The sequence below is a fragment of the Streptomyces sp. NPDC006450 genome (assembly GCF_040612195.1).
In the GTDB taxonomy this organism is placed as follows: Bacteria; Actinomycetota; Actinomycetes; order Streptomycetales; family Streptomycetaceae; genus Streptomyces.
This window is the reverse complement of the sequence record NZ_JBEXPT010000108.1, coordinates 1-22,555: the sequence shown is the minus strand read 5'-3', so window position 1 is coordinate 22,555 and position 22,555 is coordinate 1. Positions and strand designations below refer to the sequence as shown.

The window sequence follows — 22,555 nt, the reverse complement described above, 5'->3', positions numbered from 1 at the left end:
CCGCCGTGTCCGCCTCCGCCGTGCCCGCCGCAACCGAGCCGGATCCTGCCTCCGGCGGCGCCGGGAGCGCGGCCGTGCCCGCTCCCGGAGCCGCCCGGATCCCCAGCTACCCCGCCGCCGAGCGGGCGGTCAAGGCCGTCGCCGAAGCCGTCCGGTACGGACAGTGGCGCCGGGGCATCGCGGAGGTCGGGCAGGTGCCCGAGTTCGAGGACATCGACGAGAGCGGGGCCGCCGGACAGCTCTCCCGCCTCCTGGCCGGCGTAGGGGAGGAGGAGGTGGCGACCCTGGACGACCCCGATGCGCGCGAGCTGCTCGCCCGGTACGGGATCCGGGTGTTCTCCACCCTCCCGGCCCCCAGCGCGGACGCCGCGGTCCGCGCCGCCGCGGTCCTCGGCTACCCCGTCGCGCTCAAGACCACAGCCCCGCACCTGCGCCACCGCGCCGACCTCGGCGGCGTCCGCCTCGACCTCACCACCGAGGCCGAGCTGCGCCGCTCGTACGAGGAGCTCACCCACGCGCTGGGCAAACCCCAGGAGCTGCTCCCCGTGGTCCAGTCGATGGTCCCGCGGGGCGTCGACACCGTCATCCGCTCGGTCATCGACCCCGCCGCCGGCGCCGTCCTGTCCTTCGGGCTCTCCGGGGTCGCCTCCGAACTGCTCGGCGACACCGCCCACCGGCTGGTTCCCGCCACCGACAAGGACGCGGCGAGCCTGATCCGGTCGATCCGCACCGCCCCGCTGCTCTTCGGCTGGCGCGGCAGCGATCCCGTGGACACCCCCGCCCTGGAGGAACTGCTCCTGCGCCTCTCCCGTCTCGTCGACGACCACCCCGAGGTGGTCGGGGTCGCCCTGGAGCCCGTGGTCGTCGCGACCGAGGGGCTGTCCGTGCTCAGCGCGAGCGTCCGCGTGGCCCACCCGCCCGCCCGCGGCGACCTCGGCCCGCGGACCCTGCCCAGCTACTGAGGTCCCAGGGCGGCCGGGGTGCCCCGTACGGGCCTTAGGATGGACCTCATGGCGAAATCCGGTACGACGACCCAGGGGCTGCGCACGGCGATCGAGCGCAGCGGCTACTACCCGGCCCTCGTGGCCGAGGCCGTGGAGGCCGCGGTGGGCGGCGAGCCGATTTCGTCGTACCTGGTCCACCAGGAGACGACCTTCGACTCCAACGAGGTGCGCCGGCACGTCACCGTGCTGGTCCTGACCGGCAACCGCTTCATCGTCAGCCACACCGACGAGCAGGCCGCCGACGCCGGGTCCCCCTCCCCGTACGCGACCACCTCCACCGAGTCGGTGAAGCTGGCCAGCATCTCCTCCGTGGTGCTCAGCCGCGTCGTCGCCAACCCGGAGTCCTACACCCCCGGCACCCTGCCCCGCGAGGTCGTCCTGACCATCGGCTGGGGCGCGGTCTCGCGCATCGACCTGGAGCCCGCCGCCTGCGGCGACCAGAACTGCGACGCCGACCACGGCTACACCGGCAACTCCACCGCCGACGACCTCAGCCTGCGCGTCAGCGAGGCCGGCGACGGCCCCGAGGCGGTCCGCCAGACGCTGGTCTTCGCCCAGGCGCTCAGCGAAGCGACAGCGGCCACGTCCTCCACCTCCGCCCGCTGATGGCGTACTCCGCCGCGCAGAGCTGGCAGGACGAGCCGGAGCTGCTGGACCTGGCCGGCGCCCCGGTGCCGCACTACGGCACCGGCTCGCTCGCCGACCTGCTGCCCACCCTCGTGGCAGGCCAGGGCGTGCCCGGCTTCGAGGCCTCGATCGCCGAGCTGACCCCGGCCGACCGCAACTGCGTGTTCCTGGTCGACGGCATGGGCTGGGAGCAGATCAAGGCGCACCCGGACGAAGCCCCGTACCTCACCTCCCTGCTCGGCAGCTCGCGCGGCGGCACCGGCCGCCCGATCACCGCGGGTTTCCCGGCGACCACCGCCACCTCGCTGGCCAGCGTCGGCACCGGACTGCCGCCCGCGCTGCACGGCCTGCCCGGCTACACCGTGCGCAATCCGGCCACCGGCGAACTGATGAACCAGCTCCGCTGGCAGCCGTGGACCGCGCCCAAGCCCTGGCAGCCGTACCCGACGGTCTTCCAGCAGGCGGACGCGGCCGGGGTGGCCACGGCGCAGGTGTCCTCGCCGGCCTTCCAGACCACCCCGCTCACGAAGGTCGCGCTGAGCGGCGGCACCTTCCTCGGCCGGATGACCGGCGAGGAGCGCATGGACCTTGCGGCCGAGCGGCTCGCGGCCGGGGACCGCTCGCTCGTGTACACGTACTACAGCGAGCTCGACGGAGCCGGCCACCGGCACGGCGTCGACTCCGACGCCTGGCGCGGCCAGCTGATGTACGTGGACCGCCTCGTCCAGCGACTCGCCGAGCAACTCCCGCCCCGTACCGCGCTGTACGTGACCGCCGACCACGGCATGGTGGACGTTCCCTTCGACGAGGACTCCCGCATCGACTACGACGACGACTGGGAACTCGGCGCGGGCGTGGCCCTGCTGGGCGGCGAGGGCCGGGCCCGGCACGTGTACGCCGTACCGGGCGCCGAGGCCGACGTCCTGACCGTCTGGCGCGAGGTCCTCGGTGACCGCTTCTGGGTCGCGAGCCGGCAGGAAGCCCTGGAACTGGGCTGGTTCGGGGCACCGGGCGAATGCGACGAGCGGGTCCTCGGCCGCATCGGCGACGTGATCGCCGCCGCCCAGGCCGACGTGGCGATCACCGCCTCACGGGCCGAACCCAACGAGTCGGCCCTCGCGGGCATGCACGGCTCCATGACCCCGGCCGAGCAGCTCGTCCCGCTGCTCGAAATCCGCTCCTGACCCTCCGAGGCCGGACCTTCCCCACGGCTTCCCCCTTCCCTCGAAAGGCCCTGTACTCCCCATGCCCGAGCTGGTGTTCTTCTCCGGAACGATGGACTGCGGAAAGAGCACGCTGGCGCTCCAGATCGCCCACAACCGTGACGCGCGGGGCCTGCAGGGCGTGATCTTCACCCGTGACGACCGTGCGGGGGAGGGCAAGCTGTCTTCCCGCCTGGGTCTGGTGACGGAGGCGGTGGAGGCGCCGGAGGGCATGGACCTGTACGCGTACGTGGTCGCCCAGATCTCGGCGGGTGGCAAGGCGGACTACGTGATCGTGGACGAGGCCCAGTTCCTGGCCCCCGAGCAGATCGACCAGCTCGCCCGGATCGTGGACGACCTCGGCATGGACGTCTTCGCCTTCGGCATCACCACGGACTTCCGTACGAAGCTCTTCCCCGGCTCCCAGCGCCTGATCGAGCTGGCGGACCGCCTGGAGCAGCTCCAGGTCGAGGCCCTGTGCTGGTGCGGCGCCCGCGCCACCCACAACGCCCGCACGGTGGGCGGCGAGATGGTGGTCGAAGGCGCCCAGGTCGTCGTCGGCGACGTGAATCGCCCGGCGGAGGAGATCGGCTACGAGGTCCTCTGCCGCCGCCACCACCGCAAGCGCATGACCTCGGCGGCGGCCCACGCCGGCGCCCTTTCCCCGGACGTCCTCCCGGTCAACCACGCCTGACAGGGCCTTCGCAGGGGGCCTGAGGGAACCAGTGGGGTCCCCGGTAGCGTGTTGTTCCAGGACGCTGACCGGCGCTGGAGGGGATGCAGCCCATGGAACTGACCGCAGAGATCGCGGCGATACGGGGCGGGGCGGGTGATTCCGGCCGCCTGTTGGGGGAGTTCCGGCGGGCTGTCCTGCTGGTTCCGCTTGCAGACGGCCCCGACGGCGGCCTGATGTCGGCGGTGTCGGGCGGCATCCGGTGGATCTACGCGTTCACGGACGAGGAGGCGCTGGCCCGGTTCGCGGCGGCGCGCGGTGAGGCGGACGCCGGCCGGGAGTGGGAGTACCTCTCGGTGCTGGGCGCGCGTCTGGTCGACGCGGTGGTTCCGGCGGCGGACGGCCCTGCGGGTGTGGCGGTGAACGTCGCGGACGAGGACGGGTCGATGTTCTTCCCGCCGGTGGTGGGGATCGTTCCTGACGGCAGTGCCGTGGACCTGGACCGTGGGGAAGTGGCCTGATGGCGGGTGACGGGGACCTCGAGGTCTCGCCGGCGGCGGTCAAGAACATCCAGGACGGTCTGCGGGCGGCGATCGGGGAGCTGCGCGAGTCGGGGGACGCGGCCGGTGCCTCGATGGGTGCGGGTTTCGAGAACCTGTCGATGACGGGGATGGAGGCCGGGCACGCGGGGGTGGCCACGGACTTCGAGGACTTCTGCGAGCGCTGGGAGTGGGGCGTGCGCAGCCTGGTGCAGAACGCGAGCACGCTGGCCCAGTCGCTGGGGATCGCGGCGGGGACGGTGTGGGAGGAGGAGCAGTACCTCCAGGGCTCGTTCAAGGTCGTGGCGAACGCCGCGTACGGCAATCCGCACGCCTCCGAGGACGAGATCGAGCAGAAGTCCTGGGGCGACATCTTCTCCGCGGACGCCTACAAGCCCGATTACAGCCCGGAGTCCTTCCAGAAGGGCGCCGAGGAGATGAAGAAGACCTGGTCGGACACGGGGGAGCAGCTGAAGTCCAGCGGGAGGATCGGTTCGATCAACGACCTGTTGGAGCAGGCGAAGCGTGACGGGGGCGGTCACTGATGGGGTGGCGGGATTTCGTACCTGACGTCATCGAGGACGGTGTCGAGAAGGGCGCGGAGAAGGTCGGTGACGCGGTCGAGTGGGCCGGCGACAAGACGGCCGACTTCGCCGAGGACGTCGGTCTGGACGACGCGGGTGACTGGATCCGCGACAAGAGCCGCTCCGCCGCCAACCAACTGGGTGCGGACGTGGCCGAGCTGGAGCTCGGCCAGACCGAGGACCCGAACAAGCTGGTCTACGGCAGCGTGTCGAAGATCCGCGCGCAGGTTTCCCACCTGAACGACTTCAAGGCCTCCTTCGACAAGGTCGGCAACGGGCTGAAGGGGATGGGGGAGCCGGACGGCCTGAAGGGCAAGGCCGCGGATTCGTTCCGGGAGTCGGTGGCGAAGGAGCCGCCGCGCTGGTTCAAGGCGGCCGAGGCGTTCGGGAAGGCCGCCGACGCGATGGGCCGGTTCGCGGAGACCGTGGAATGGGCACAAGGCCAGGCCAAGGAGGCGCTGGAGGAGTACAACCGGGCCAAGAAGGTCTCCACCGAGGCCCGCGGCGCGCACAACAAGCTGGTCGACACCTACAACAACGCGCTGAAGGCGAAGCAGGATCCGCTGCCGCCCCGTCCCTCGGAGAACTTCACCGACCCGGGCACGGCGATCGCGACGGCCGCGCAGGACAAGCTCGACACGGCCCGCAAGCAGCGCAACGACGTGGCGGAGACGGTCCGGACGGCGGTGCGGGCGGCGCGTGACGCGGCTCCGCCGAAGCCCTCGTACGCGAAGCAGCTCGGCGACGGCATGGACTACATGGACCTCGCCAAGACGCACCTGACGGGTGGTGTCATCAAGGGCACGGCCGGGATCGTGAACTTCGCACGGGCACTGAACCCGATGGATCCGTACAACCTGACGCACCCCGCCGAGTACGTGACGAACCTGAACTCGACGGCCGCGGGCCTGGTCACGATGGCCAACGACCCGCTCGGGGCGGGCAAGAAGATGCTCGACGAGTTCATGAAGGACCCCTCCGAGGGCATCGGCAAGCTGATCCCGGAACTCGTCGGCTCCAAGGGCCTGGGCGGCCTGAAGAAGGTCGGCTCCGCCGCCAAACACGCCGACGACCTCAAGGGCCCGGGCAGGACCGGCCTCGACAAGGACGGACCGGACCAGCACAAGACCCCGGACAAAGAGAAGGAGTGCGACGGGACCGACCCGGTCGACCTGTCCACGGGTCGGATGTTCCTGCCCCAGACCGATATCGAGCTGCCCGGCATCCTGCCGCTGGTCTTCACCCGCCGTACCGAGTCCGGCAGCGCGGTCGGCCGTTTCCTGGGGCCCGCCTGGACGTCCACCGTGGACGAGCGGCTGGAGATCGACGCGGTCGGCATCGTCCACGTCACCGCCGAAGGTCTTCTGATCCCGTACCCTCACCCGGCCCCCGGTGTGCCCACACAACCGGAAGCGGGCAGGGCCCGCACCCTGCTGACCCGCGACGTGGACGGTGACTACGCGGTCACCGACCCCGACAGCGGCCTGACCTTCCACTTCACCGCCCCGCCCGGGGGCGAAACGGGAGGCGATGGCGAAGCCTGGCTGTCGGGCATCACCGAACGCAACGGCCACTCCATCACCGTCGACCGGGACGAGGACGGCCTCCCGCTGGCGCTGGTCCACTCGGCGGGCCACCAGGTGCAACTCTCCGTCACCGACGGTCTGGTCACCGCTCTGTCCTTGGCCGGCCCGGGCGGCACCAATCTGCCCCTGGTGAGCTACGGCTACGAGGACGGCAACCTCACCTCGGTCACCAAGCCCTCGGGTGCCACTGCCACCTTCGTGTACGACGACCGCCGCCGCGTCATCGCCTGGATCGACTCCAACGGAAGCCGGTATGACTACGTCTACGACGAGCGCGACCGCGTCGTGGCGGAGGGCGGCGAGGCCGGCCACTTTCAGATCACCCTGTCGTACACCGATCCGGATCCGGACACGGGTCACCACACCACCACGCTCACCACCGCCCGCGGGCAGGTCACCCGCCACCTGTTCGGTCCCGGCTGCCGTCTCCTGGCCACTACCGACCCGCTCGGCCACACGACCCGCTTCACCTACGATCCGCGCGGCAACCTGCTGACGCGCACCGACCCGTTGGGCCTCACCACCGCCTTCTCCTACGACGAAGACGATCGGCCCGTCTCCGCCGTCCGCCCTGACGGAAGCGAACTGCGCACCGTACGCGGGAGATTCGGCCTGCCTGTGGAGGTCTTCGGCCCGGACGGCTCCCGCATGGTCCATCAGTACGACGAGCGCGGCAACCGCACGATGGTCACCGACCCGGCCGGCGCCACCACCCGCTACACCTACGACGACGGGGGCCGGCTCACCTCGCTCACCGATGCCGAGGGCGCCACGACCCGCGTGGTGTGTGACGCGGCGGGGCTGCCCATCGAGGTGGTCGACCCGGCCGGCGCCATCACCCTCACCCAGCGGGACGCCCTCGGCAGGCCGGTCCGCATCACCGATCCGGTGGGCGGCGTCACCCGCTTGGAATGGCACGCCGATGGACAGCTCGCCCGGCGTACCGGCCCCGACGGGGCCACGGAGTCGTGGGCATACGACGGCGAGGGCAACCTCATCACCCGCACCGACGCGTCGGGTGGAGTCACTCGCTTCGAGTACACCCACTTCGACCTGCCGGTCGCCCGGACCGGACCCGATGGCGCGCGCTACGAGTTCGAGCACGACGCCGAGCTACGCCTCACCCGTGTCACGAACCCGCAAGGACTGACCTGGGATTACGCGTACGACGCCGTCGGCAACATCGTCTCCGAGAGCGACTTCGACGGACGCGCTCTGACCTATCGCGTCGATGCCGCGGGCCGGCTGTCCGCTCGCACCGACGCGCTCGGCGGGACCATATCCTTCGAGCGCGACCAGCTCGGACAGGTGACGGGCAAGGACGTCGACGGACGGGCGGTGACGACCTACACCTACGATCCAGCGGGGCGCCTGCTGGAGGCGGCCGGGCCGGACGGGGCCCTGCGGTACCAGTACGACCGTCGCGGACTCACCAAGACCGAACTGGTCGACGGCCGCCCCATCAGCTACGCGTACGACGCCCTGGGCCGCCGCACGCGCCGCACCACGCCTACCGGTCATGTCACCTCTTACGGCTACGGTGCCGCCGGACAGGCACAGCACCTCACCACCGGCGGCCACCGCGTCGAGTTCACCTATGACGCGGCCGGACGCGAGCTGGCCCGTGCCTTCGGCGACGAGATCACCATGACCTCAGCTTGGGACGAGGCCGGACGGCTCTCCGAGCAACACATCACTGCCACAGGGCGCTCCGTCAACAGCCGTGCTTACGTCTACCGCGCCGACGGTCACCTGACCTCCGTCGCGGACCGGCTCTCAGGAACCCGCACCTTCGATCTCGACCGTATCGGCCGGGTCACCGCTGTCCATGCCCAGGGCTGGACGGAGCGGTACGCCTACGACGCCTCGGGCAACCAGACCTCGGCATCCTGGCCGTCCCGCCACCCTGGTAGCGAAGCCACCGGACCGCGCATCTACACCGGCACCAGGCTCACCCGCGCCGGAAACGTCCGCTTCGAGTACGACGCCCTCGGCCGGGTCACCCTGCGACAGAAGACCCGGCTCTCCCGCAAGCCGGACACGTGGCGTTATACGTGGGACACGGAGAACCGCCTGACCTCGGTGACCACCCCTGACGGGACCCGCTGGAGGTACCGCTACGACCCGCTCGGCCGCCGCACCGCGAAGCAGCGCCTGGCGGCCGGGAGCGAGAGCGTGGTCGAGGAGGTCCTGTTCACCTGGGACGGTCTCACGCTGTGTGAGCAGAGCAGCCACCAGCAGGACCAGTCGAACGCGGTCACCCTCACCTGGGACCACCGTGGCGACGTCCCGCTGGCCCAGACCGAGCGAATCCTCACGGCTGATGAGCGCCAGGAGGAGGTCGACCGCCGTTTCTTCGCGATCGCCACCGACCTCATCGGCACCCCCACCGAACTGATCGACCGGTCCGGCGACATCGCGTGGCGCTCCCGGGCCACCCTGTGGGGCACCACAGCCTGGGCCAGCGACAGCAGCACCTACACCCCGCTCCGCTTCCCCGGCCAGTACTACGACCCCGAGACCGGCTTCCACTACAACTACTTCCGGCACTACGACCCGGAGAGTGGCCGCTACACCTCCCCGGACCCCTTGGGCCTGGCCCCCGCGCCGAACCCCGTCGCCTACGTGGACAACCCGCACAGCGGGTGTGACCCCTTGGGCCTCGCGCCCAAGTGCACGAAGGAGGAAAGGGCCAGGAAGCGGATCGACAAGATCGTGGACGGCGTCATCGAGAGGGCGCAGGACGGCGGGTTCAAGAAGCACGGTGACTATCACGGAGACACGAGGCATGCCTTCAGTGACGAAAGGGTCATGGAGATCCTGAAGCACCCGGACGCGGTGTACCACTCGACGGGCACTGCCGGAAGACTCACCTTCCGGCAGGGGGAGGACATCGTCGTGATCGACGGGCCGGGCAACACCCAAGGTCAGGCGATCACGGCGTACGGACCGTCGGGCATCAAGGGCGAATCAGGAGCGGAGGCGCTCGGCGGCAAGCCCACGGACCCCGGTATGCCGATTACCCACGAGGACATCGTGGAAGGCAGGATTCCTGCCAGGGGTGGATACATGGCCCCTGCAGTGCAGATCAGATGAGGCAGGAATGACCATGAAGCTGACGTTCGATGGCGACTGGCGTGCGACGGTGACGGACGATCCGCTGGACATCACCCCCCGCTTCGGCGCCTCCGTGCGCGTCGCACCGTACGCAAGCGTGAAGGAACGCGAGCGGTGGCTCCTGGACACCTTCGGCAGCCAGGACTGGCTGTGGGACGCGCCTGACGTCTTCCGGTTCGACCCGGTCGGCCGGCATCTGGTCGGGGCCGAGTTTCAGCTGCCGGGAGAGTGTGCCTCTGCCGAGGACTCCGCCCGACTGCCCCTCATTCCAGCGGTACGCTCGGGCGGGCTCCGCGCAGATGAGGTCCGGGACTTCCGGCATGAGACGTGCTCCGTGCTGTGCCGCGCTCCCGAGGACGCCGTGCTGACCGGCCTGCGCGACCTCGACGTCCTCGACGAGCCGCTGGACGCCCGTATCGGCATCGCCCCGGACGTGGCGCTCCTCGTCCAGCGCGGCGCCGTCGTCGGTTGGAGCCTGACCGATCCTGCCCGGTACCTGACCTCCGGGTTCGCCGCCCCCGACCCCAACCCGCCCCGTCCCGCCACCCGTCGCCTGCTCACCGAATGCCTGGATCTGACCACCACGCCGGTGGTCGACGACCTGGTGGACGCGGAGCCCGCCGCACTGGCCCGGCTGCGAGCCGTCGACGAGGCCCTGCGCAACCAGCACGAGGACCGGCAACGGGCCGACGCCCTGACGGCACTGATCGCCACCATGGTGGAGGACTACGGGAACTGGTGACGGCCGGCCGGTGACGTCGTTGACGTCGGGCGCCCCGTGATGATCTTGAGTTGGGCCCCGCTTCGTCAGAGATCAGGTGGTGTTTATCGCCGGTCGACCGGCGACGGACCGATGGGCAGCGCCCTACAAGTTGGCGGATGCTCCGCCTCCACGCGCACGTCCTGGTCCGCGAACAGCACGCCGGCCAGGCCGTCACGCTGATCAAGCACACGGCCTCACAACTCGCCGGCGGGTACGACCAGCAGCCCCACCACCACCTCTCCGTGCTCGCCCCGGGCGTTCCCGTCCTGCCGGTATCCGCCTCCGCGCCCCGCCACCCCCTTGAACGCACTCCGGACGGCGACTGGACGCTCACCGACCCCGCCGCCGGCCAGGTCCGCCGCTTCGCCCCGCCCGCCGGCGACCCGGACGGCGACGGCATCGCGCCGATCGCCCAGTTGGAGGACCGCAACGGCAACCTCATCACCTTCGAGTTCGACGCTCACGGCACCCCGCTCGGCATGGCCCACTCCGGCGGGTACCGCCTTCGCTTCGACACCGCCGACGGCCGCATCACCGCCCTCCACCTCGACGGCGGCCCGCGCATCCTCGCCTACGGCTACACAGCCGGAGATCTCACGGAGGTCGTCAACTCCTCCGGCCTGCCGCTCCGCTTCACCTATGACGACCGCGGCCGCATCACGTCCTGGATCGATACGAACAACCGCTCCTACGCCTACACCTACGACGAGCAGAACCGTTGCGTCGCGGAGGGCGGCGGCGAGGGACACATGGTGCTGCGCCTGGCCTACGACGCCCTGGACGAGGCGACGGGCCACCGCGTGACCGAGACCGTCACGGGTGAGGGGCACACTCGCCGCTACCTCCCGGTGGACAAGCTCGACCGGTTCAACGAGCTCACCCAGAACCGCAGCTGGGTCAAAATCTTTGGAGGGCCCAATTGAGGTTCCGTGACCATCAAGAACTCGACGTGACGGTCGTCGCGGTCGCTCCCGTGGGCGCGAAGGTGGAAGTGGACGGATCCGCCGGCCTCTTCGGATTCATCGACCAGGTGAAGCACCCGTCTTGGCGGGACGAGAACGTAGCGCCACCGCAGGCCGGCGACAAGCTCCACGTCTGCGTGCTGGACGCCACCCGCGAGCCGTTTCCCCGTCTCAGCGCGCTCCAGAACGACATCGACATCGCCCGGCGGCTGAGAGGCGAGGCCTGAAACGGCAGCGGTGCCACGTCGCCCCCACGGGTTGCCGTGTGCACACGACGCGGGTGGGCGGGAGTGCCTCACACGGGTGACCCCGTCGCGGATCGCCAGGCCTGACTGCTTCGGTCGCGCCGAAACCCGGCGTGAGGTGGTGGATGGTCCCGGAAGAGCACGCTGGCGCTCCAGATCGCCCACAACCGTGACGCGCGGGGCCTGCAGGGCGTGATCTTCACCCGTGACGACCGTGCGGGGGAGGGCAAGCTCTCGTCCCGCCTGGGTCTGGTGACGGAGGCGGTGGAGGCGCCGGAGGACATGGACCTGTACGCGTACGTGGTCGCCCAGATCTCGGCGGGTGGCAAGGCGGACTACGTGATCGTGGACGAGGCCCAGTTCCTGGCCCCTGCCCAGATCGACCAGCTCGCCCGGATCGTGGACGACCTCGGCATGGACGTCTTCGCCTTCGGCATCACCACGGACTTCCGTACGAAGCTCTTCCCCGGCTCCCAGCGCCTGATCGAGCTGGCGGACCGCCTGGAGCAGCTCCAGGTGGAGGCCCTGTGCTGGTGCGGCGCCCGCGCCACCCACAACGCCCGCACGGTGGGCGGCGAGATGGTGGTCGAAGGCGCCCAGGTCGTCGTCGGCGACGTGAACCGCCCGGCGGAGGAGATCGGCTACGAGGTCCTCTGCCGCTGCCACCACCGCAAGCGGATGACGAGCGCCGCGGCCCACGCGGGCGCCCTTTCCCCGGACGTCCTCCCGGTCAACCACGCTTGACCGCCCGGTGACGTAGGCCTCACCGCGGTCCCGGACGGAACCAACGGGGGTCCCGATAGCGTTTCTTCCTGGTACGCCGACCGGCACAGGAGGAGGCACGGGGGACACAGCACATGCGGCGTTCCTCCAGGGCGGATCGCAGTTTCGGGTTGCCGCCATGGACCTCGTCACCGGTGACCCGGTCCACGCGGTGTCCGGCATCCATGAACCGTTCGATCATCGTGCGGGCCAGCTCCGGCTTGGTCGCGAAGACGGTTTCCTCGCCGAGCCCTGCCGCCCGGCAGTGGTCCGGGTCGCCCGTCCAGGGGTGCGGAAATCCGTGGACGGACCCGCGGGAGATCACGTACCGTGTGGCTTCACGCCCTGAGACGGATGGAAGGAGGCGAGTGCCGTGCAGTTCAGTTCACACCTTTCCAGCGCTCCCTCTTCCACTATCCCGGCGTAGTTCGTCAGTTCTGACCGGGAGCGCTCCAAGCAGCCTGTATCCCGGAGGAATCCATGACCGATCTGGTCATCCGCGCGCTCTCCGCGAGCGACGCTCATCTCTTCGACGCACTCCCCGACCCCATGGGCGCCCGTGAAGGCCATCGGCGTACCCGGTTCCGCCCCGACTGGAAGCGCGTTGCCCTGCGCGACGGCCAGGTCGTCGCACGCGGCGCGTGGTGGGGCGGCCCCGACGACTCGGAGCCCGTCAACATCAACTGGTTTGACGTGGCCGAGGGCGAGGAGGAGGCCGGGGCCGAACTCCTGCGCTCCGCTCCCTGGCAGGTCGAACTCGAGATCAACCTGCCCGGCGGCTGGCGGGAAGAGACCGACCTGCGCGCTGGCGCCGAGGCGCGCTTCGCCGCCGCACGAGCCGCAGGGTACGAACTCCTGGTGGAACGCTTCCTCTACCGCTGGACCCCGGAGCGAGGTCTGCCCGAGCGGCCCGGACGCCTGCGCTTCAGCGCCGAACCCGACGACACCGTGTTCTTCGACGCGTTGCGCCGCATCCACTCCGTCACCCTGGACGCCCACGCGCTCAAGGGCATCGAGGAGGGCGGCCTCGACCAGGCCGCCCAGGAGGAACTCGACTTCTTCCGCTGGTGCCCCTCCCCACGGGAGTGGTGGCAGGTCGCGCACACGCCGGAGGGCGACCTGGCCGGCATCCACATCCCGGCCCACAACCCCTCCGGCCCGACCATCGGCTTCATCGGAGTCGTCCCGGAACAGCGCGGTCGCGGCTACGCCTACGACCTCCTCGCGGAGTGCACCCACCTCCTCGTCGAGCAGGGCGCGGAGTTCATCAGCGGAGCGACGGACCAGGGCAACTTCCCCATGGCCGCGAACTTCGCCAAGGCGGGCTTCCCCGTCATCCGTGAACGCATCAACTTCCACCCGGCGGGTCAAACGGCCTAGCGAGGAGTAGGCCCGCGATGCGCCCCACGGCCACCTCGAACGACTCCCGCTCCAACGTGCGGGATCTACGCTGTGGAATGGCCACCGTCTCGTCGTCAGTCCACACACCCGCGATGACCAACGGCGGCCGCGCCCCCTTCCCGTACAGGCCCCCACCAGCAAGATCACGATCTACAGCTGGAGCATGAGAGACGGCCTAGACGCGTTCAAGAGCAGTTCGGTGGCAGGAACCGACCTGGTGTCGGAACGTGTCACCGACCCGCGGCCGTCGCCGGCCTGCCGGAAATCCGCGCAGGGGGGCGCGACTTTCAGTGGCGGGCATCGCCCGTGAGGAGTCTGGCTCGTTCGGAGCGCGGAGGGCGGCCTGCGCACGGCCGGTGACTTCGAGCTTGGCCAGGACGCCGGTGACGTGGTCCTTGACAGTGCTGTGCGAGACATGGAGGCGGCGACCCATGGGGCGGGGGCGCGCCGGCCTGGTGGCAGAACCTGCTGTCGCCCCTCACGGGCTACCGCGCCCCACCACCGTGGCGCATGCCGAGGGCGCCGGCCCTGCCGGCGCCCTCTCCCCGGACGTCGTACGGGCCGACGCGGGCTGATCGCACGCCCGTTGCCCGTCCGTCGCCCGTCCCTTCCCCGTTCCGGCCCTACCGTGGCGGTTCCTACCGTACGGACCTGAGCAGGCCGGCGATGTGGGTGAATCCGCGCTGTTCCGCGTGTTCGAGCGCGGTCACTCCGTCGCCGTCGGGAAGGTGCGCCGTGGCGCCGGCGGTGATGAGCAGTTCCACGATCTCCTGATGCGCGCGGCCGCCGTCGCCGAGGATGACGGCTTCGAGCAGTGCGGTCCAGCCGAGCCGGTTGACGTGGTCGACGTCGATGTCGGTTTCGCGGAGCAGGGCCCGCACGTAGTCGACGTGGCCGCGTTCGGCGGCGGGGATCAGGGCGATGCCGCCGAAGCGGTTGCGCCGGGTGAGGTCGGGGCGGGCCGGGAGCAGGGTACGCATCATGCGGACGCTGCCGGTGACACCGGTGACGAGCCAGGGGCTGTCGTCGCGGTCGTCCTGGGCGTCCGGGTCCGCGCCGGCGGCGACGAGGACCCCGGCCGCCGCCACGTGGTCGCCGAGGGCGGCGAGCAGGAGCGGGGTGCGGCGGTGTTCGTCGCGCGCCTCGATGTCCGCGCCGGCGGCGAGTGCCGCGCTCACGGCGTCGGCGTCGCCTTCGCCGGCGGCGGCCAGCAGGGTCCGGTCGGCAGGGGGCATGGAGGTCCTCCTCAGGTGGGGCAGGGGGCGTGTCGCGCCGTCAGGTCCGCGACGCTACTTGTTCAGCGCCGCGACGCCGGCCTGGGCGAACTTCTCGTCCAGGTCGCCGGAGGGCGCGCCCGCGACGCCGATGCCCGCGATCGGGGCGTTCTTCGAGGTGACCGGGGCGCCGCCGCCGAGGAAGAGGGTGCCGGGGATGTCCTTCAGGGTCGGCGTCTGGGCGAGGCGGCCGGCCAGCACGGAGGTGGGGGCGTTCCAGGACACGGCGGTGTAGGCCTTGCGCTGGGCGGCCTCGTAGGACTGCGGCCCGGCGCCGTCGCCGCGCAGCGTGACGATGGTGTTGCCGTTGCGGTCCACGACGGCGACGGTGACGCGCTGGTTCTCCTTCTTCGCGGCGTCGAGCGCCGTCTGGGCGGCCTTCGTGGCGGCGTCGATCGTCAGGTGGGTCGACTGGGTCGTGTTCTTGTTCTTGGCGTCGGTCTTCGCCTCGGCCTGGGCGGCGCTGGCGGAGTAGGCGCCGAAGCCGCCGAGGGAGAGGGCGGCCACCAGGGCGCCGCCGGTGAGGGCACGGGTGCGCTCGGAGACCTTCTTGACCTGCTTCATGTGTGCCAACTCCTGTATGCGATGAGGGGTGGGGGCCCATCCGGTTCCGGCTGCCCCGCTCTGACATCCATCCTGGGCCCGCCGGCGGCGCCGGTCTGTCCACGGGCCGGCTGCACACGGCGGGCGGTAGGGGGGACACGCGGGTCATCCGATCGGTTTACCCCGGCGTGGTCCCACTCGGCGACAATGTGACTGTTTGTCCAGTTCAGGGACCCGATGCCAAGAGGTGCGCATGCGGCCAGACCCCAGTGGCCCCTCCGGCCCCGGCCCCGACTCCAGCTCCGACTCCAGCTCCGACTCCAGCTCCGACTCGGGCTCCGACTCCGGCTCCGCCCTCCGCGCCGCCGAGGCGGACGCAACGGCCGTTTCCGGCAGCGGTCCGGACGACCGGCGGCTGGCGCTGGTCATGCGCGTCACGTTCTTCGTGCTGATCGGCACGTCGATGCTCCGCTTCGTCCAGCGGCACACCCAGGAAGCCCGCGCCCCCTGGGTGATCGCCCTCGCCGTCGTGCTCGCCGCCCTCTACCTGCTCGGCCCCTCCCTGGCGGTCAAGGCGCACCCGGCCCACGGCCGCGGTCCCCGGCCTGCGGCCTCCCAGCTGGTCTGGCTGGGCATGGTCGTCACCGCGTGGGCCGTTCTCGTCCTTCTCGCGCCCAGCTTCGCGTGGGTCGCGGTTCCCCTCTTCTACGCCGCGCTGCGCACGCTGCCGCCGGTCGCCGCGTACGTCCTCGTCGCGTTGCTCACGCTCTTCGTGATCTTCGCCCAGCTGACGCTGGCCCCCCGCTTCAACCTCGACCTGGTGATCGGCCCGGCCGCCGTCTCCGCGCTCGCCACCGCCGTCTTCCTCCACATGCAGCGGCAAGCGGCCCGCCAGCACGCCCTCATCGACGACCTCGTCCGCACCCGCCGCGAGCTCGCCGCCACCGAGCGCCGCGAAGGCACCCTCGCCGAACGCCAACGGCTGTCCATGGAGATCCACGACACCCTCGCCCAGGGCCTGTCCAGCCAGCAGATGCTGCTCCAGGCCGCCGACCGGACCTGGGACACCGACCCGGCCAAGGCCCGCGGCCACGTCCGTGCCGCCGCTTCCATCGCCGAGCTCAACCTCGCCGAGGCCCGCCGTTTCGTGCACGACCTCGCCCCCGCCGACCTCGCCCACGGCGGCGGACTCGACGCCGCGCTGCACGCCCTCGCCGCACGGGAGTCCGGCGCCGGACTCACGGTGCGCGTCCACATCGATGCGGGCGGGCGGATCACCCCGCTGCCCGAACGCGTGCAGTCCGCGCTGCTGCGCATCGCCCAGGGCGCGCTGGCCAACGTACGGGAGCACTCCGGGGCCACCGCCGCCGCGCTCACCCTCACCCGGCTCGACGACCAGGTCGTCCTCGATGTCGCGGACAACGGGCGGGGATTCGATCCCACCGCCCTCCCCGAGACCCCCTCCGGCCGGCGTGGACACGGCGTCCCGGCCATGCGGGCGCGCATACGCCAGCTCGGCGGGACCCTGACCATCGAGTCGGTGCCCGGAGAGGGCGCCGTGCTGACCGCAGCCGTCCCGGTCCCGGCGCCCTGAGGACATCGGGCGCGGCCGTTCGTACGGACGACCGGACGGACGACCGGACGGACGACCGGACGGCGGCGAGGGGACGGCGGCGAGGGGACGGGAGAGGTGACCGGCCGACGGCTCGAAGGACGCTCGTACGAAACCCAGTTCGTCAGCGCGATGCGGAGCGCTTCGCACGTCCGGGTGGTCCTTTCCCGCACGGGCGCATTCTGGCCCTTCCGGCCCGGGCGGGCGGCAAGAGTTGGCTCATGATCATGGATCCCGATGCCAACTCCGAAACCCCTGACGGCTCCGGAGACTCCGGCGAGCCCGCTCCGGCGCCCTCCCACCGGCCCTCCCGCCGTACCGTCATCGCCGGCGCGGCCGCCGTCGCGGCGGCCGGCGGCCTGACGGTCGCCGTCACCTCCGCCGAGACCTCGCAGGCCGTTCCCGGCGCCGCGGTCGCCGACTGGGGCACCTGCCTGACGATCGCCCGGGCCATCCTCGTACGGGACGACGAGGACCAGCCGCTCGTACCGCGCTACGCCGACATCCTGCTGAAGAACGGCCTGCCCCGCTCGCGCCGCCCCGGCAAGAAGGTGCTGATCGTCGGCGCCGGGCCGGCCGGCCTCACCGCCGCGCACCTCCTGCGCGAGGCCGGCCACCAGGTCACCGTCATCGAGGCCAACGCCAACCGGGTGGGCGGACGGATCAAGACCTTCCGCACCGGCGGCCACGAGAAGGCCGCGCAGCCCTTCGCGGACCCCAAGCAGTACGCCGAGGCCGGCGCGATGCGCATCCCCGACAGCCACCCGCTGGTCACCGGCCTGATGGACGGTCTCGGCCTCAAGCGCAGGCGCTTCCACCTGGTGGATGTCGACGCGGCCGGCCGTCCCGCCTACCGGACGTGGATCCACGTCAACGGCATCCGCGTCCGCCGCGCCGACTACGCGCGCGCCCCGCAGGCGCTCAACCGTTCCTTCGGAGTGCCGCAGGCGTACGAGTCCGTGCCCGCCTCGCAGATCGTCCGCGACGCCTTCGCCCCCGTACGCAGGGAGATCGAGGGCAAGAAGGACAAGGAGCTCGTCGAGGGCTGGGCACGCGTCATCCAGCGCTACGGACACATGTCCATGTACCGCTTCCTGACGGAGGAGGCCAAGCTCGACGAGCGCACGATCGACCTGATCGGAACCGTCGAGAACCTCACCTCCCGCCTGCACCTCGCCTTCGTGCACAGCTTCATCGGCGCCTCGCTGATCAGCCCCGACACCGCCTTCTACGAACTGCCCGACGGCACCGCCACCCTGGCCGACGCCATGTACGCGCGCGTCAAGGACCTCGTACGCCTCGACCGCCGGGCGACCCGCATCGTCCACGGCGACGGCAAGGTCACCGTCGAGACCGTCTCCGAGGGCCGCGGCGGCAGCCCCGTACGGCGCGAGACCTTCACCGCCGACACCGCCATCATCACCGTCCCCTTCTCGGGGCTGCGCCACATCCCCGTCACCCCGGCCCTCTCGTACGGCAAGCGGCGCGCGATCACCGAGCTGCACTACGACGCCGCCACCAAGGTGCTGCTCGAATTCAGCCGCCGCTGGTGGGAGTTCGACGAGGCCGACTGGAAGCGCGAACTGGAAGCCGTGCAGCCCGGCTTGTACCGCAAGTACCAGACCGGGCAGAGCCCGGCGAACGGAACCCTGCTGGGCGCCCACTCCTCCGTGCCCGAGGGCCACATCTCGGCGGGCCAGCGCTCCCACTACGCGGCCAGCCGCGTGGTCACCCGGGATCAGCCGGAGGCCGCCCGCGTCGTCGGCGGCGGCTCGGTGACCGACAACCCCAACCGCTTCATGTTCCAGCCCTCCTACCCCGTCGAGGGCAGCGCCGGCGGTGTCGTCCTCGCCTCCTACAGCTGGTCGGACGACGCCCTGAAGTGGGACTCCCTGGACGACGAGGAGCGCTACCCGCGCGCTCTCGCCGGAGTCCAGGAGGTGTTCGGGCAGCGCGTCGAGGTGTTCTACACCGGCGTCGGCCGCACCCAGTCCTGGATGCGCGACCCGTACGCGTACGGCGAGGCGTCCGTACTGCTGCCCGGCCAGCACACCGAGCTCTTCCCCCATGTCCGCAAGGCCGAGGGCAACCTGCACTTCGCCGGATGCCACACCTCCATCAAGCCCGCGTGGATCGAGGGAGCCCTGGAATCCGCGGTGCGGACGGCCCTGGAAGTCCACACGGCGTAGCAGCGATGCCGGCGGCGGGGTGCGGAAGCCGGCCGCCGGCCGTCAGCTCTCGGCGAGCACGATCAGCCAGTCCTCCTCGCAGAATCGGACGAGCCGGCGCTTGTCGGGGTTGATCCGTACTCCGTAGTCGGGGCCCGTGGTGCTCCGGGCCCGCAGCCGGTAGCCCACCGCGCACTCCCCGCGCCGCCGCGCCGCCTCGACGGCGGTGGCGAACGAGACCTCCTGACCGGCCCGGACGTAGTCCGTGGCCGGCTTGAGGTGGAACTCGTGGCCCTCCGCGTCGAACAGCTCCTCGAAGACGGCGGCGAGGTACGGGCTCTCGGAGATCTGGGTCATCAGCAGGCTGATCAGCCGACCGCTCACGATGAAGTCGGCTCCGTCCTGTGCCGGTGCGAGGAGCCGGTTGCCGTCGTCGGACATCTCGGTCGTGAGCGCGATGTCCCGCCGCGCGGCGTTCCCGATGGCACGCAGGTGCAGCAGCGTGACCAGCGTCCGGTCGTCCGCCCGCGCCTGCGGATCCGTCACCGGAGCGAGGGAGGCCAGGGGAGCGTCCGAGGCCTCGGGCTCCGTCTCACCGATCACGATCACGCCGTCGTACGAGGGCACGTCCAGCTTGGCCAGGGTGAGCGGATCGGTGATGTCACCGTCGTGGAAGGAGACTTCGAGGCGGGAGCGCGCGGCCGTGACGCCTCGGGCGCCGTCCGTGGCCGCGTGCACGCCGAGCGCCACGACGTCCAGGGTGGTTCCCGGGCCGACGTACTGGTCGAGCTGCTCGATGACGAGCGGGGCGCGGCGGTTCCAGCCGAGCAGGAGGAGGCGTTCGACGCGGGCGGTCGCGGGTGCGGCCGTCACGATCGCGTCGTCCTCGACGGGGGCGGGCAGGTCCGCCCGCACGGCCGTGTCGTCGTCCCGGGAGATGACGATGATGCGGTCGGCCGGACCGATCACCGCCCCCGGGTCCGGATTGAGGGTGACGCTCCCGCCGCCGTGCAGCAGGCCGACCACCGAGGACGTGTCGAACGACAGCAGCGCCTCGCCGAACGTACGCCCCACGAGGTCGCCGGGGGACACCGGGTAGAACTCGTCGCCGTCGAAGTCCAGCAACTCCGAGTAGACCAGTGAGAGACCGGGCTGGCGGGCCGTCGAGACGAGGAGCCGGGCGACGATGTCGTCCACGCACAGGACGTGTCCCGCGGGACCGGCGGCCAGCCTGGCGGTCAGGTGGTTGCGGGAGTCACGGACGGCGGCGACGACCACCGCCGCCTCCGCCGCCGTCCGGCCGTCCGCCTCCGCGGAGCCGTGGACGGCCGCGTCGAGGGCGAGCAGGGTCTTCACCACGTGGGCGTCACCGGTGTCCCCGGTGGGAGGCAGCACCAGCACCGCCCTCGCCGTGCGCGGACTCACGCGGCGCAGCTCGGCCGGGTCGGTGGTGCTCCCGTTGCGGCAGATGATCCGCGTCCGGCCGCTGTCGCCGACGCGGGCGGAGATCTCCTCCTCCATCCACACCTTGTCCTGCGGGGCGAGCAGGGCGATGGCGGAGCGGCGCTGGTTGGCGTTGGCGGCCACCAGTTCCCCGATGACGGGGAACACCTGGTCCGACCAGCCCAGTACGACGGTGTGCCGGTTCTCCACCACGGTGGAGTGACCTCGGCGCAGCGACATGATGCGCCGGTTGATGCCCGTGGTGATCAGACTGACCAGGGTCGACACGAAGAGCAGCGCCACGAGCGCGAGCGATACCGAGGCCAGCACGTACAGCGGGGAGCCGACCGCGCCCCCGATCTTCAGGGTCTGGCCGACGCTGACCCACACGGCGGTGAGCCGGCCGGAGAGCGTGGCCGGGGCGGCCCGGTCGGACCAGACGAGCACCGCGCTGGCCGGAACGACGACGGCGAGGCAGGCCAGGGCGAGCCAGCCGATGAGCGTGGTCGTTCCGCCCGAGAGCAGATGGTCGAAGCGGTACCGGAGACGAAGCCGCAGTGACGTCGTGTGCTGCTGCGCCACGCAAGCTCCTGTACATGGGTCGACGCGCTGATCGGAGCGGCTGCGAACCGCCGAACCGCCAGGAGCCACCCTAGGCAGAATTCCGCTCCCGCCCCCTTGATCCCCGCCGACCTCACTCAGAGGTATGAACGCACCCGCGGACCGGCGGGGTCCCCGATAGCGCGCTCCCCCCAGGCTCGACGCGCTCGGGCGGGTCACGGCGGCGGACGCGGACGGCTGGTCGGAGCGCCACGGCTACGACGGGACGGGCAACCAGTCCGCCGCCTCCTGGCCGGCCGGGCATCCCGGAGAAGAGGCGCGCGGCGCACGCGAGTACGCGGGACCCCGGATCACCCGGGCCGGCCGAGTGCGCTACGAGCGCGACGAGCGGGGCCGGGTGGTCCTCCAGCAGCGGACCAGGCTGTCCCGCAACGACGCGCAGATCAAGAAGGCGCGCGAGAGCCGGACGAGCCCTGCGCGCCTGAGCCGGCACTTCGGTGACCACGGCCGGGACCTGAACGCGCCGGAGCGACCGCGCGGCGCGCCGTCGTCCAGGGGCTGACCGGGTACCCGCGGAGCGAGCCCCGCGAGGAGTGGCCCCACCGTGGCACCGCCCCGGGAGGGTTCGGCATCCTGCCGCGTGCCGCCCTCCCCGGGCGTCCTTCCCGGCCACCACGCCTGATCGCGGCGTGCACGCGGCTCGAGGAGGACGCCCGGTGCGTTGCTCAGGCGGCGGTGGAGCGGGCCTTGCCCGCGTCCGTGCACAGGGCCCAGATGACGAAGACACCGATGGCGATCGAGATGAGGCCCCAGAGCGGCGTGTAGGGCAGCCACAGGAAGTTGAGGATGATGTCCAGTCCGACGATCACCACACCCGTGATCTTGGCCCAGGGCGCACCCTTGAGGATGAAGGCACCCACGACCGCGAGCACGATGCCCAGGAGGAGGTGGATCCAGCCCCACGCCGTGACGTCGAACTTGAAGGTGTAGTTGCCCAGCCGCGCGTAGACGTCGTCGTTCGCGATGCCGGAGATCCCCTTCAGGACGTCGATGACGCCTGCCACGAGCATGAGCACACCGGCGAACACGCTGCCGCCCGCCGCCCATGGGTTCTCGTCGACCGTGTACCTGCTGTTGGGGGCCCTGCTGGGGGGCGTTGCCTGTGCCACGAGAGGCTCCTTCGTCGGACAGGACACCGAGCGTCCTGCGTTGCGCCCAGCGTCGGTCGCAGGGCCGCGAGGGGACATTCGAGCGCCGCCATTCGGGTGAACCCGCGCGGTGGGACCGGTCTCGCCCCCGGTCCGGCTCAGCCGTGGGCGGCGTGCAGTTCGTCGGTGAAGTGGTGGTGGCTGTGCCGCCACCCCGCCCCGGCCCGGCGTGCCCCGTGGAGGTGCGGATGCCCGGGATTCAGCCCGATGTGCTCGTGCTCGTGCTCGTGCACGTGGCCCCGGCCCGCCTCCACCACCGCGGCGCCGGCCTCCCCGGCCCC

Annotated in this window: 18 protein-coding genes and 4 pseudogenes; 15 read left to right on the top strand and 7 right to left on the bottom strand. The window is 71.3% G+C overall.

Translation table 11 applies throughout. The annotated features are described in order from the left end of the window. The 11 genes and pseudogenes from ABZY57_RS25785 to ABZY57_RS25735 all read left to right on the top strand — a co-directional run. The coding region (locus ABZY57_RS25785; protein WP_356515734.1) for an acetate--CoA ligase family protein at positions 1 to 962 on the top strand (962 nt) is incomplete at its 5' end. A 39-nt stretch (positions 963 to 1,001) separates the two neighbouring features. Then, positions 1,002 to 1,610: a DUF5998 family protein gene (locus ABZY57_RS25780; protein WP_356515732.1), complete on the top strand. Its 609-nt coding sequence runs from the start codon at positions 1,002 to 1,004 to the stop codon at positions 1,608 to 1,610. Then, positions 1,610 to 2,815, top strand: a complete 1,206-nt coding sequence (locus ABZY57_RS25775) for a nucleotide pyrophosphatase/phosphodiesterase family protein (protein ID WP_356515730.1) — start codon at positions 1,610 to 1,612, stop codon at positions 2,813 to 2,815. Before ABZY57_RS25780 ends, ABZY57_RS25775 begins: the two co-directional genes overlap by 1 nt. A 61-nt stretch (positions 2,816 to 2,876) precedes the next feature. Further along, entirely contained in the window at positions 2,877 to 3,527 is a 651-nt protein-coding gene (locus tag ABZY57_RS25770; RefSeq protein WP_356515728.1) for a thymidine kinase, read from the top strand. A gap of 92 nt (positions 3,528 to 3,619) precedes the next feature. Then, entirely contained in the window at positions 3,620 to 4,027 is a 408-nt protein-coding gene (locus ABZY57_RS25765; protein ID WP_356515727.1) for an SseB family protein, read from the top strand. Continuing rightward, on the top strand, positions 4,027 to 4,590 hold the full coding sequence (locus tag ABZY57_RS25760; protein WP_356515725.1) for a hypothetical protein: 564 nt from the start codon (positions 4,027 to 4,029) through the stop codon (positions 4,588 to 4,590). Before ABZY57_RS25765 ends, ABZY57_RS25760 begins: the two co-directional genes overlap by 1 nt. Continuing rightward, entirely contained in the window at positions 4,590 to 9,311 is a 4,722-nt protein-coding gene (locus ABZY57_RS25755) for a putative T7SS-secreted protein (protein ID WP_356515723.1), read from the top strand. Before ABZY57_RS25760 ends, ABZY57_RS25755 begins: the two co-directional genes overlap by 1 nt. A 13-nt stretch (positions 9,312 to 9,324) precedes the next feature. Beyond that, positions 9,325 to 10,074: a hypothetical protein gene (locus ABZY57_RS25750; protein ID WP_356515721.1), complete on the top strand. Its 750-nt coding sequence runs from the start codon at positions 9,325 to 9,327 to the stop codon at positions 10,072 to 10,074. Between the two features lie 137 nt (positions 10,075 to 10,211). Further along, positions 10,212 to 11,018, top strand: coding sequence for a hypothetical protein (locus ABZY57_RS25745; RefSeq protein ID WP_356515719.1), 807 nt, complete (start codon positions 10,212 to 10,214; stop codon positions 11,016 to 11,018). Further along, positions 11,015 to 11,284 carry a hypothetical protein gene (locus tag ABZY57_RS25740; protein WP_356515717.1) on the top strand — a complete coding sequence of 90 codons (270 nt, stop codon included), beginning with the start codon at positions 11,015 to 11,017 and terminating at the stop codon, positions 11,282 to 11,284. Before ABZY57_RS25745 ends, ABZY57_RS25740 begins: the two co-directional genes overlap by 4 nt. A 153-nt stretch (positions 11,285 to 11,437) precedes the next feature. Next, positions 11,438 to 12,046 (top strand): annotated as a pseudogene (locus tag ABZY57_RS25735) (thymidine kinase); the annotation flags it as partial. Between the two features lie 19 nt (positions 12,047 to 12,065). Here the strand turns inward: ABZY57_RS25735 and ABZY57_RS25730 are convergent. Further along, a pseudogene (locus ABZY57_RS25730) lies at positions 12,066 to 12,350 on the bottom strand (transposase); the annotation flags it as partial. A 194-nt stretch (positions 12,351 to 12,544) separates the two neighbouring features. Here ABZY57_RS25730 and ABZY57_RS25725 point away from each other — a divergent pair. Beyond that, positions 12,545 to 13,444: a GNAT family N-acetyltransferase gene (locus ABZY57_RS25725; RefSeq protein WP_356515715.1), complete on the top strand. Its 900-nt coding sequence runs from the start codon at positions 12,545 to 12,547 to the stop codon at positions 13,442 to 13,444. A 349-nt stretch (positions 13,445 to 13,793) separates the two neighbouring features. On the opposite strand, the pseudogene ABZY57_RS25720 reads toward ABZY57_RS25725, so the two are convergent. From ABZY57_RS25720 to ABZY57_RS25710, 3 genes and pseudogenes are all read right to left on the bottom strand, one after another. Further along, positions 13,794 to 13,895 (bottom strand): annotated as a pseudogene (locus ABZY57_RS25720) (LuxR C-terminal-related transcriptional regulator); the annotation flags it as partial. Between the two features lie 208 nt (positions 13,896 to 14,103). Continuing rightward, positions 14,104 to 14,700, bottom strand: coding sequence for an ankyrin repeat domain-containing protein (locus tag ABZY57_RS25715; protein WP_356515713.1), 597 nt, complete (start codon positions 14,698 to 14,700; stop codon positions 14,104 to 14,106). A 54-nt stretch (positions 14,701 to 14,754) separates the two neighbouring features. Then, positions 14,755 to 15,303 carry a heme-binding protein gene (locus tag ABZY57_RS25710; protein WP_356515711.1) on the bottom strand — a complete coding sequence of 183 codons (549 nt, stop codon included), beginning with the start codon at positions 15,301 to 15,303 and terminating at the stop codon, positions 14,755 to 14,757. A gap of 406 nt (positions 15,304 to 15,709) precedes the next feature. On the opposite strand from ABZY57_RS25710, the gene ABZY57_RS25705 reads away from it, so the two are divergent. Together ABZY57_RS25705 and ABZY57_RS25700 are read left to right on the top strand one after the other, a co-directional pair. Beyond that, a complete protein-coding gene (locus ABZY57_RS25705) occupies positions 15,710 to 16,876 on the top strand; it encodes a sensor histidine kinase (protein ID WP_356515736.1) in 1,167 nt (388 codons plus the stop codon). Between the two features lie 239 nt (positions 16,877 to 17,115). After that, positions 17,116 to 19,083, top strand: a complete 1,968-nt coding sequence (locus ABZY57_RS25700; protein ID WP_356515709.1) for an FAD-dependent oxidoreductase — start codon at positions 17,116 to 17,118, stop codon at positions 19,081 to 19,083. 42 nt (positions 19,084 to 19,125) lie between these two features. Here ABZY57_RS25700 and ABZY57_RS25695 read toward each other — a convergent pair whose 3' ends face one another. Continuing rightward, positions 19,126 to 21,087 carry an NAD-binding lipoprotein gene (locus tag ABZY57_RS25695; RefSeq protein ID WP_356515707.1) on the bottom strand — a complete coding sequence of 654 codons (1,962 nt, stop codon included), beginning with the start codon at positions 21,085 to 21,087 and terminating at the stop codon, positions 19,126 to 19,128. A 346-nt stretch (positions 21,088 to 21,433) separates the two neighbouring features. Here ABZY57_RS25695 and ABZY57_RS25690 point away from each other — a divergent pair, with 346 nt between their 5' ends. Then, positions 21,434 to 21,628 carry a hypothetical protein gene (locus ABZY57_RS25690; RefSeq protein WP_356515705.1) on the top strand — a complete coding sequence of 65 codons (195 nt, stop codon included), beginning with the start codon at positions 21,434 to 21,436 and terminating at the stop codon, positions 21,626 to 21,628. Positions 21,629 to 21,791: 163 nt separating this feature from the next. Here the strand turns inward: ABZY57_RS25690 and ABZY57_RS25685 are convergent, their stop codons facing one another. Further along, positions 21,792 to 22,235, bottom strand: coding sequence for a hypothetical protein (locus ABZY57_RS25685; RefSeq protein ID WP_356515703.1), 444 nt, complete (start codon positions 22,233 to 22,235; stop codon positions 21,792 to 21,794). Between the two features lie 137 nt (positions 22,236 to 22,372). Continuing rightward, positions 22,373 to 22,555 (bottom strand): annotated as a pseudogene (locus ABZY57_RS25680) (hypothetical protein); the annotation flags it as partial.

Coding starts and splice junctions, on each gene's coding strand:
- ABZY57_RS25780 (WP_356515732.1), top strand. CDS start 1,002: ATGGACCTCATGGCGAAATCCGGTACGACGACCCAGGGGCTGCGCACG.
- ABZY57_RS25775 (WP_356515730.1), top strand. CDS start 1,610: ATGGCGTACTCCGCCGCGCAGAGCTGGCAGGACGAGCCGGAGCTGCTG.
- ABZY57_RS25770 (WP_356515728.1), top strand. CDS start 2,877: ATGCCCGAGCTGGTGTTCTTCTCCGGAACGATGGACTGCGGAAAGAGC.
- ABZY57_RS25765 (WP_356515727.1), top strand. CDS start 3,620: ATGGAACTGACCGCAGAGATCGCGGCGATACGGGGCGGGGCGGGTGAT.
- ABZY57_RS25760 (WP_356515725.1), top strand. CDS start 4,027: ATGGCGGGTGACGGGGACCTCGAGGTCTCGCCGGCGGCGGTCAAGAAC.
- ABZY57_RS25755 (WP_356515723.1), top strand. CDS start 4,590: ATGGGGTGGCGGGATTTCGTACCTGACGTCATCGAGGACGGTGTCGAG.
- ABZY57_RS25750 (WP_356515721.1), top strand. CDS start 9,325: ATGAAGCTGACGTTCGATGGCGACTGGCGTGCGACGGTGACGGACGAT.
- ABZY57_RS25745 (WP_356515719.1), top strand. CDS start 10,212: ATGCTCCGCCTCCACGCGCACGTCCTGGTCCGCGAACAGCACGCCGGC.
- ABZY57_RS25725 (WP_356515715.1), top strand. CDS start 12,545: ATGACCGATCTGGTCATCCGCGCGCTCTCCGCGAGCGACGCTCATCTC.
- ABZY57_RS25715 (WP_356515713.1), bottom strand. CDS start 14,700: ATGCCCCCTGCCGACCGGACCCTGCTGGCCGCCGCCGGCGAAGGCGAC.
- ABZY57_RS25710 (WP_356515711.1), bottom strand. CDS start 15,303: ATGAAGCAGGTCAAGAAGGTCTCCGAGCGCACCCGTGCCCTCACCGGC.
- ABZY57_RS25705 (WP_356515736.1), top strand. CDS start 15,710: ATGCGCGTCACGTTCTTCGTGCTGATCGGCACGTCGATGCTCCGCTTC.
- ABZY57_RS25700 (WP_356515709.1), top strand. CDS start 17,116: ATGATCATGGATCCCGATGCCAACTCCGAAACCCCTGACGGCTCCGGA.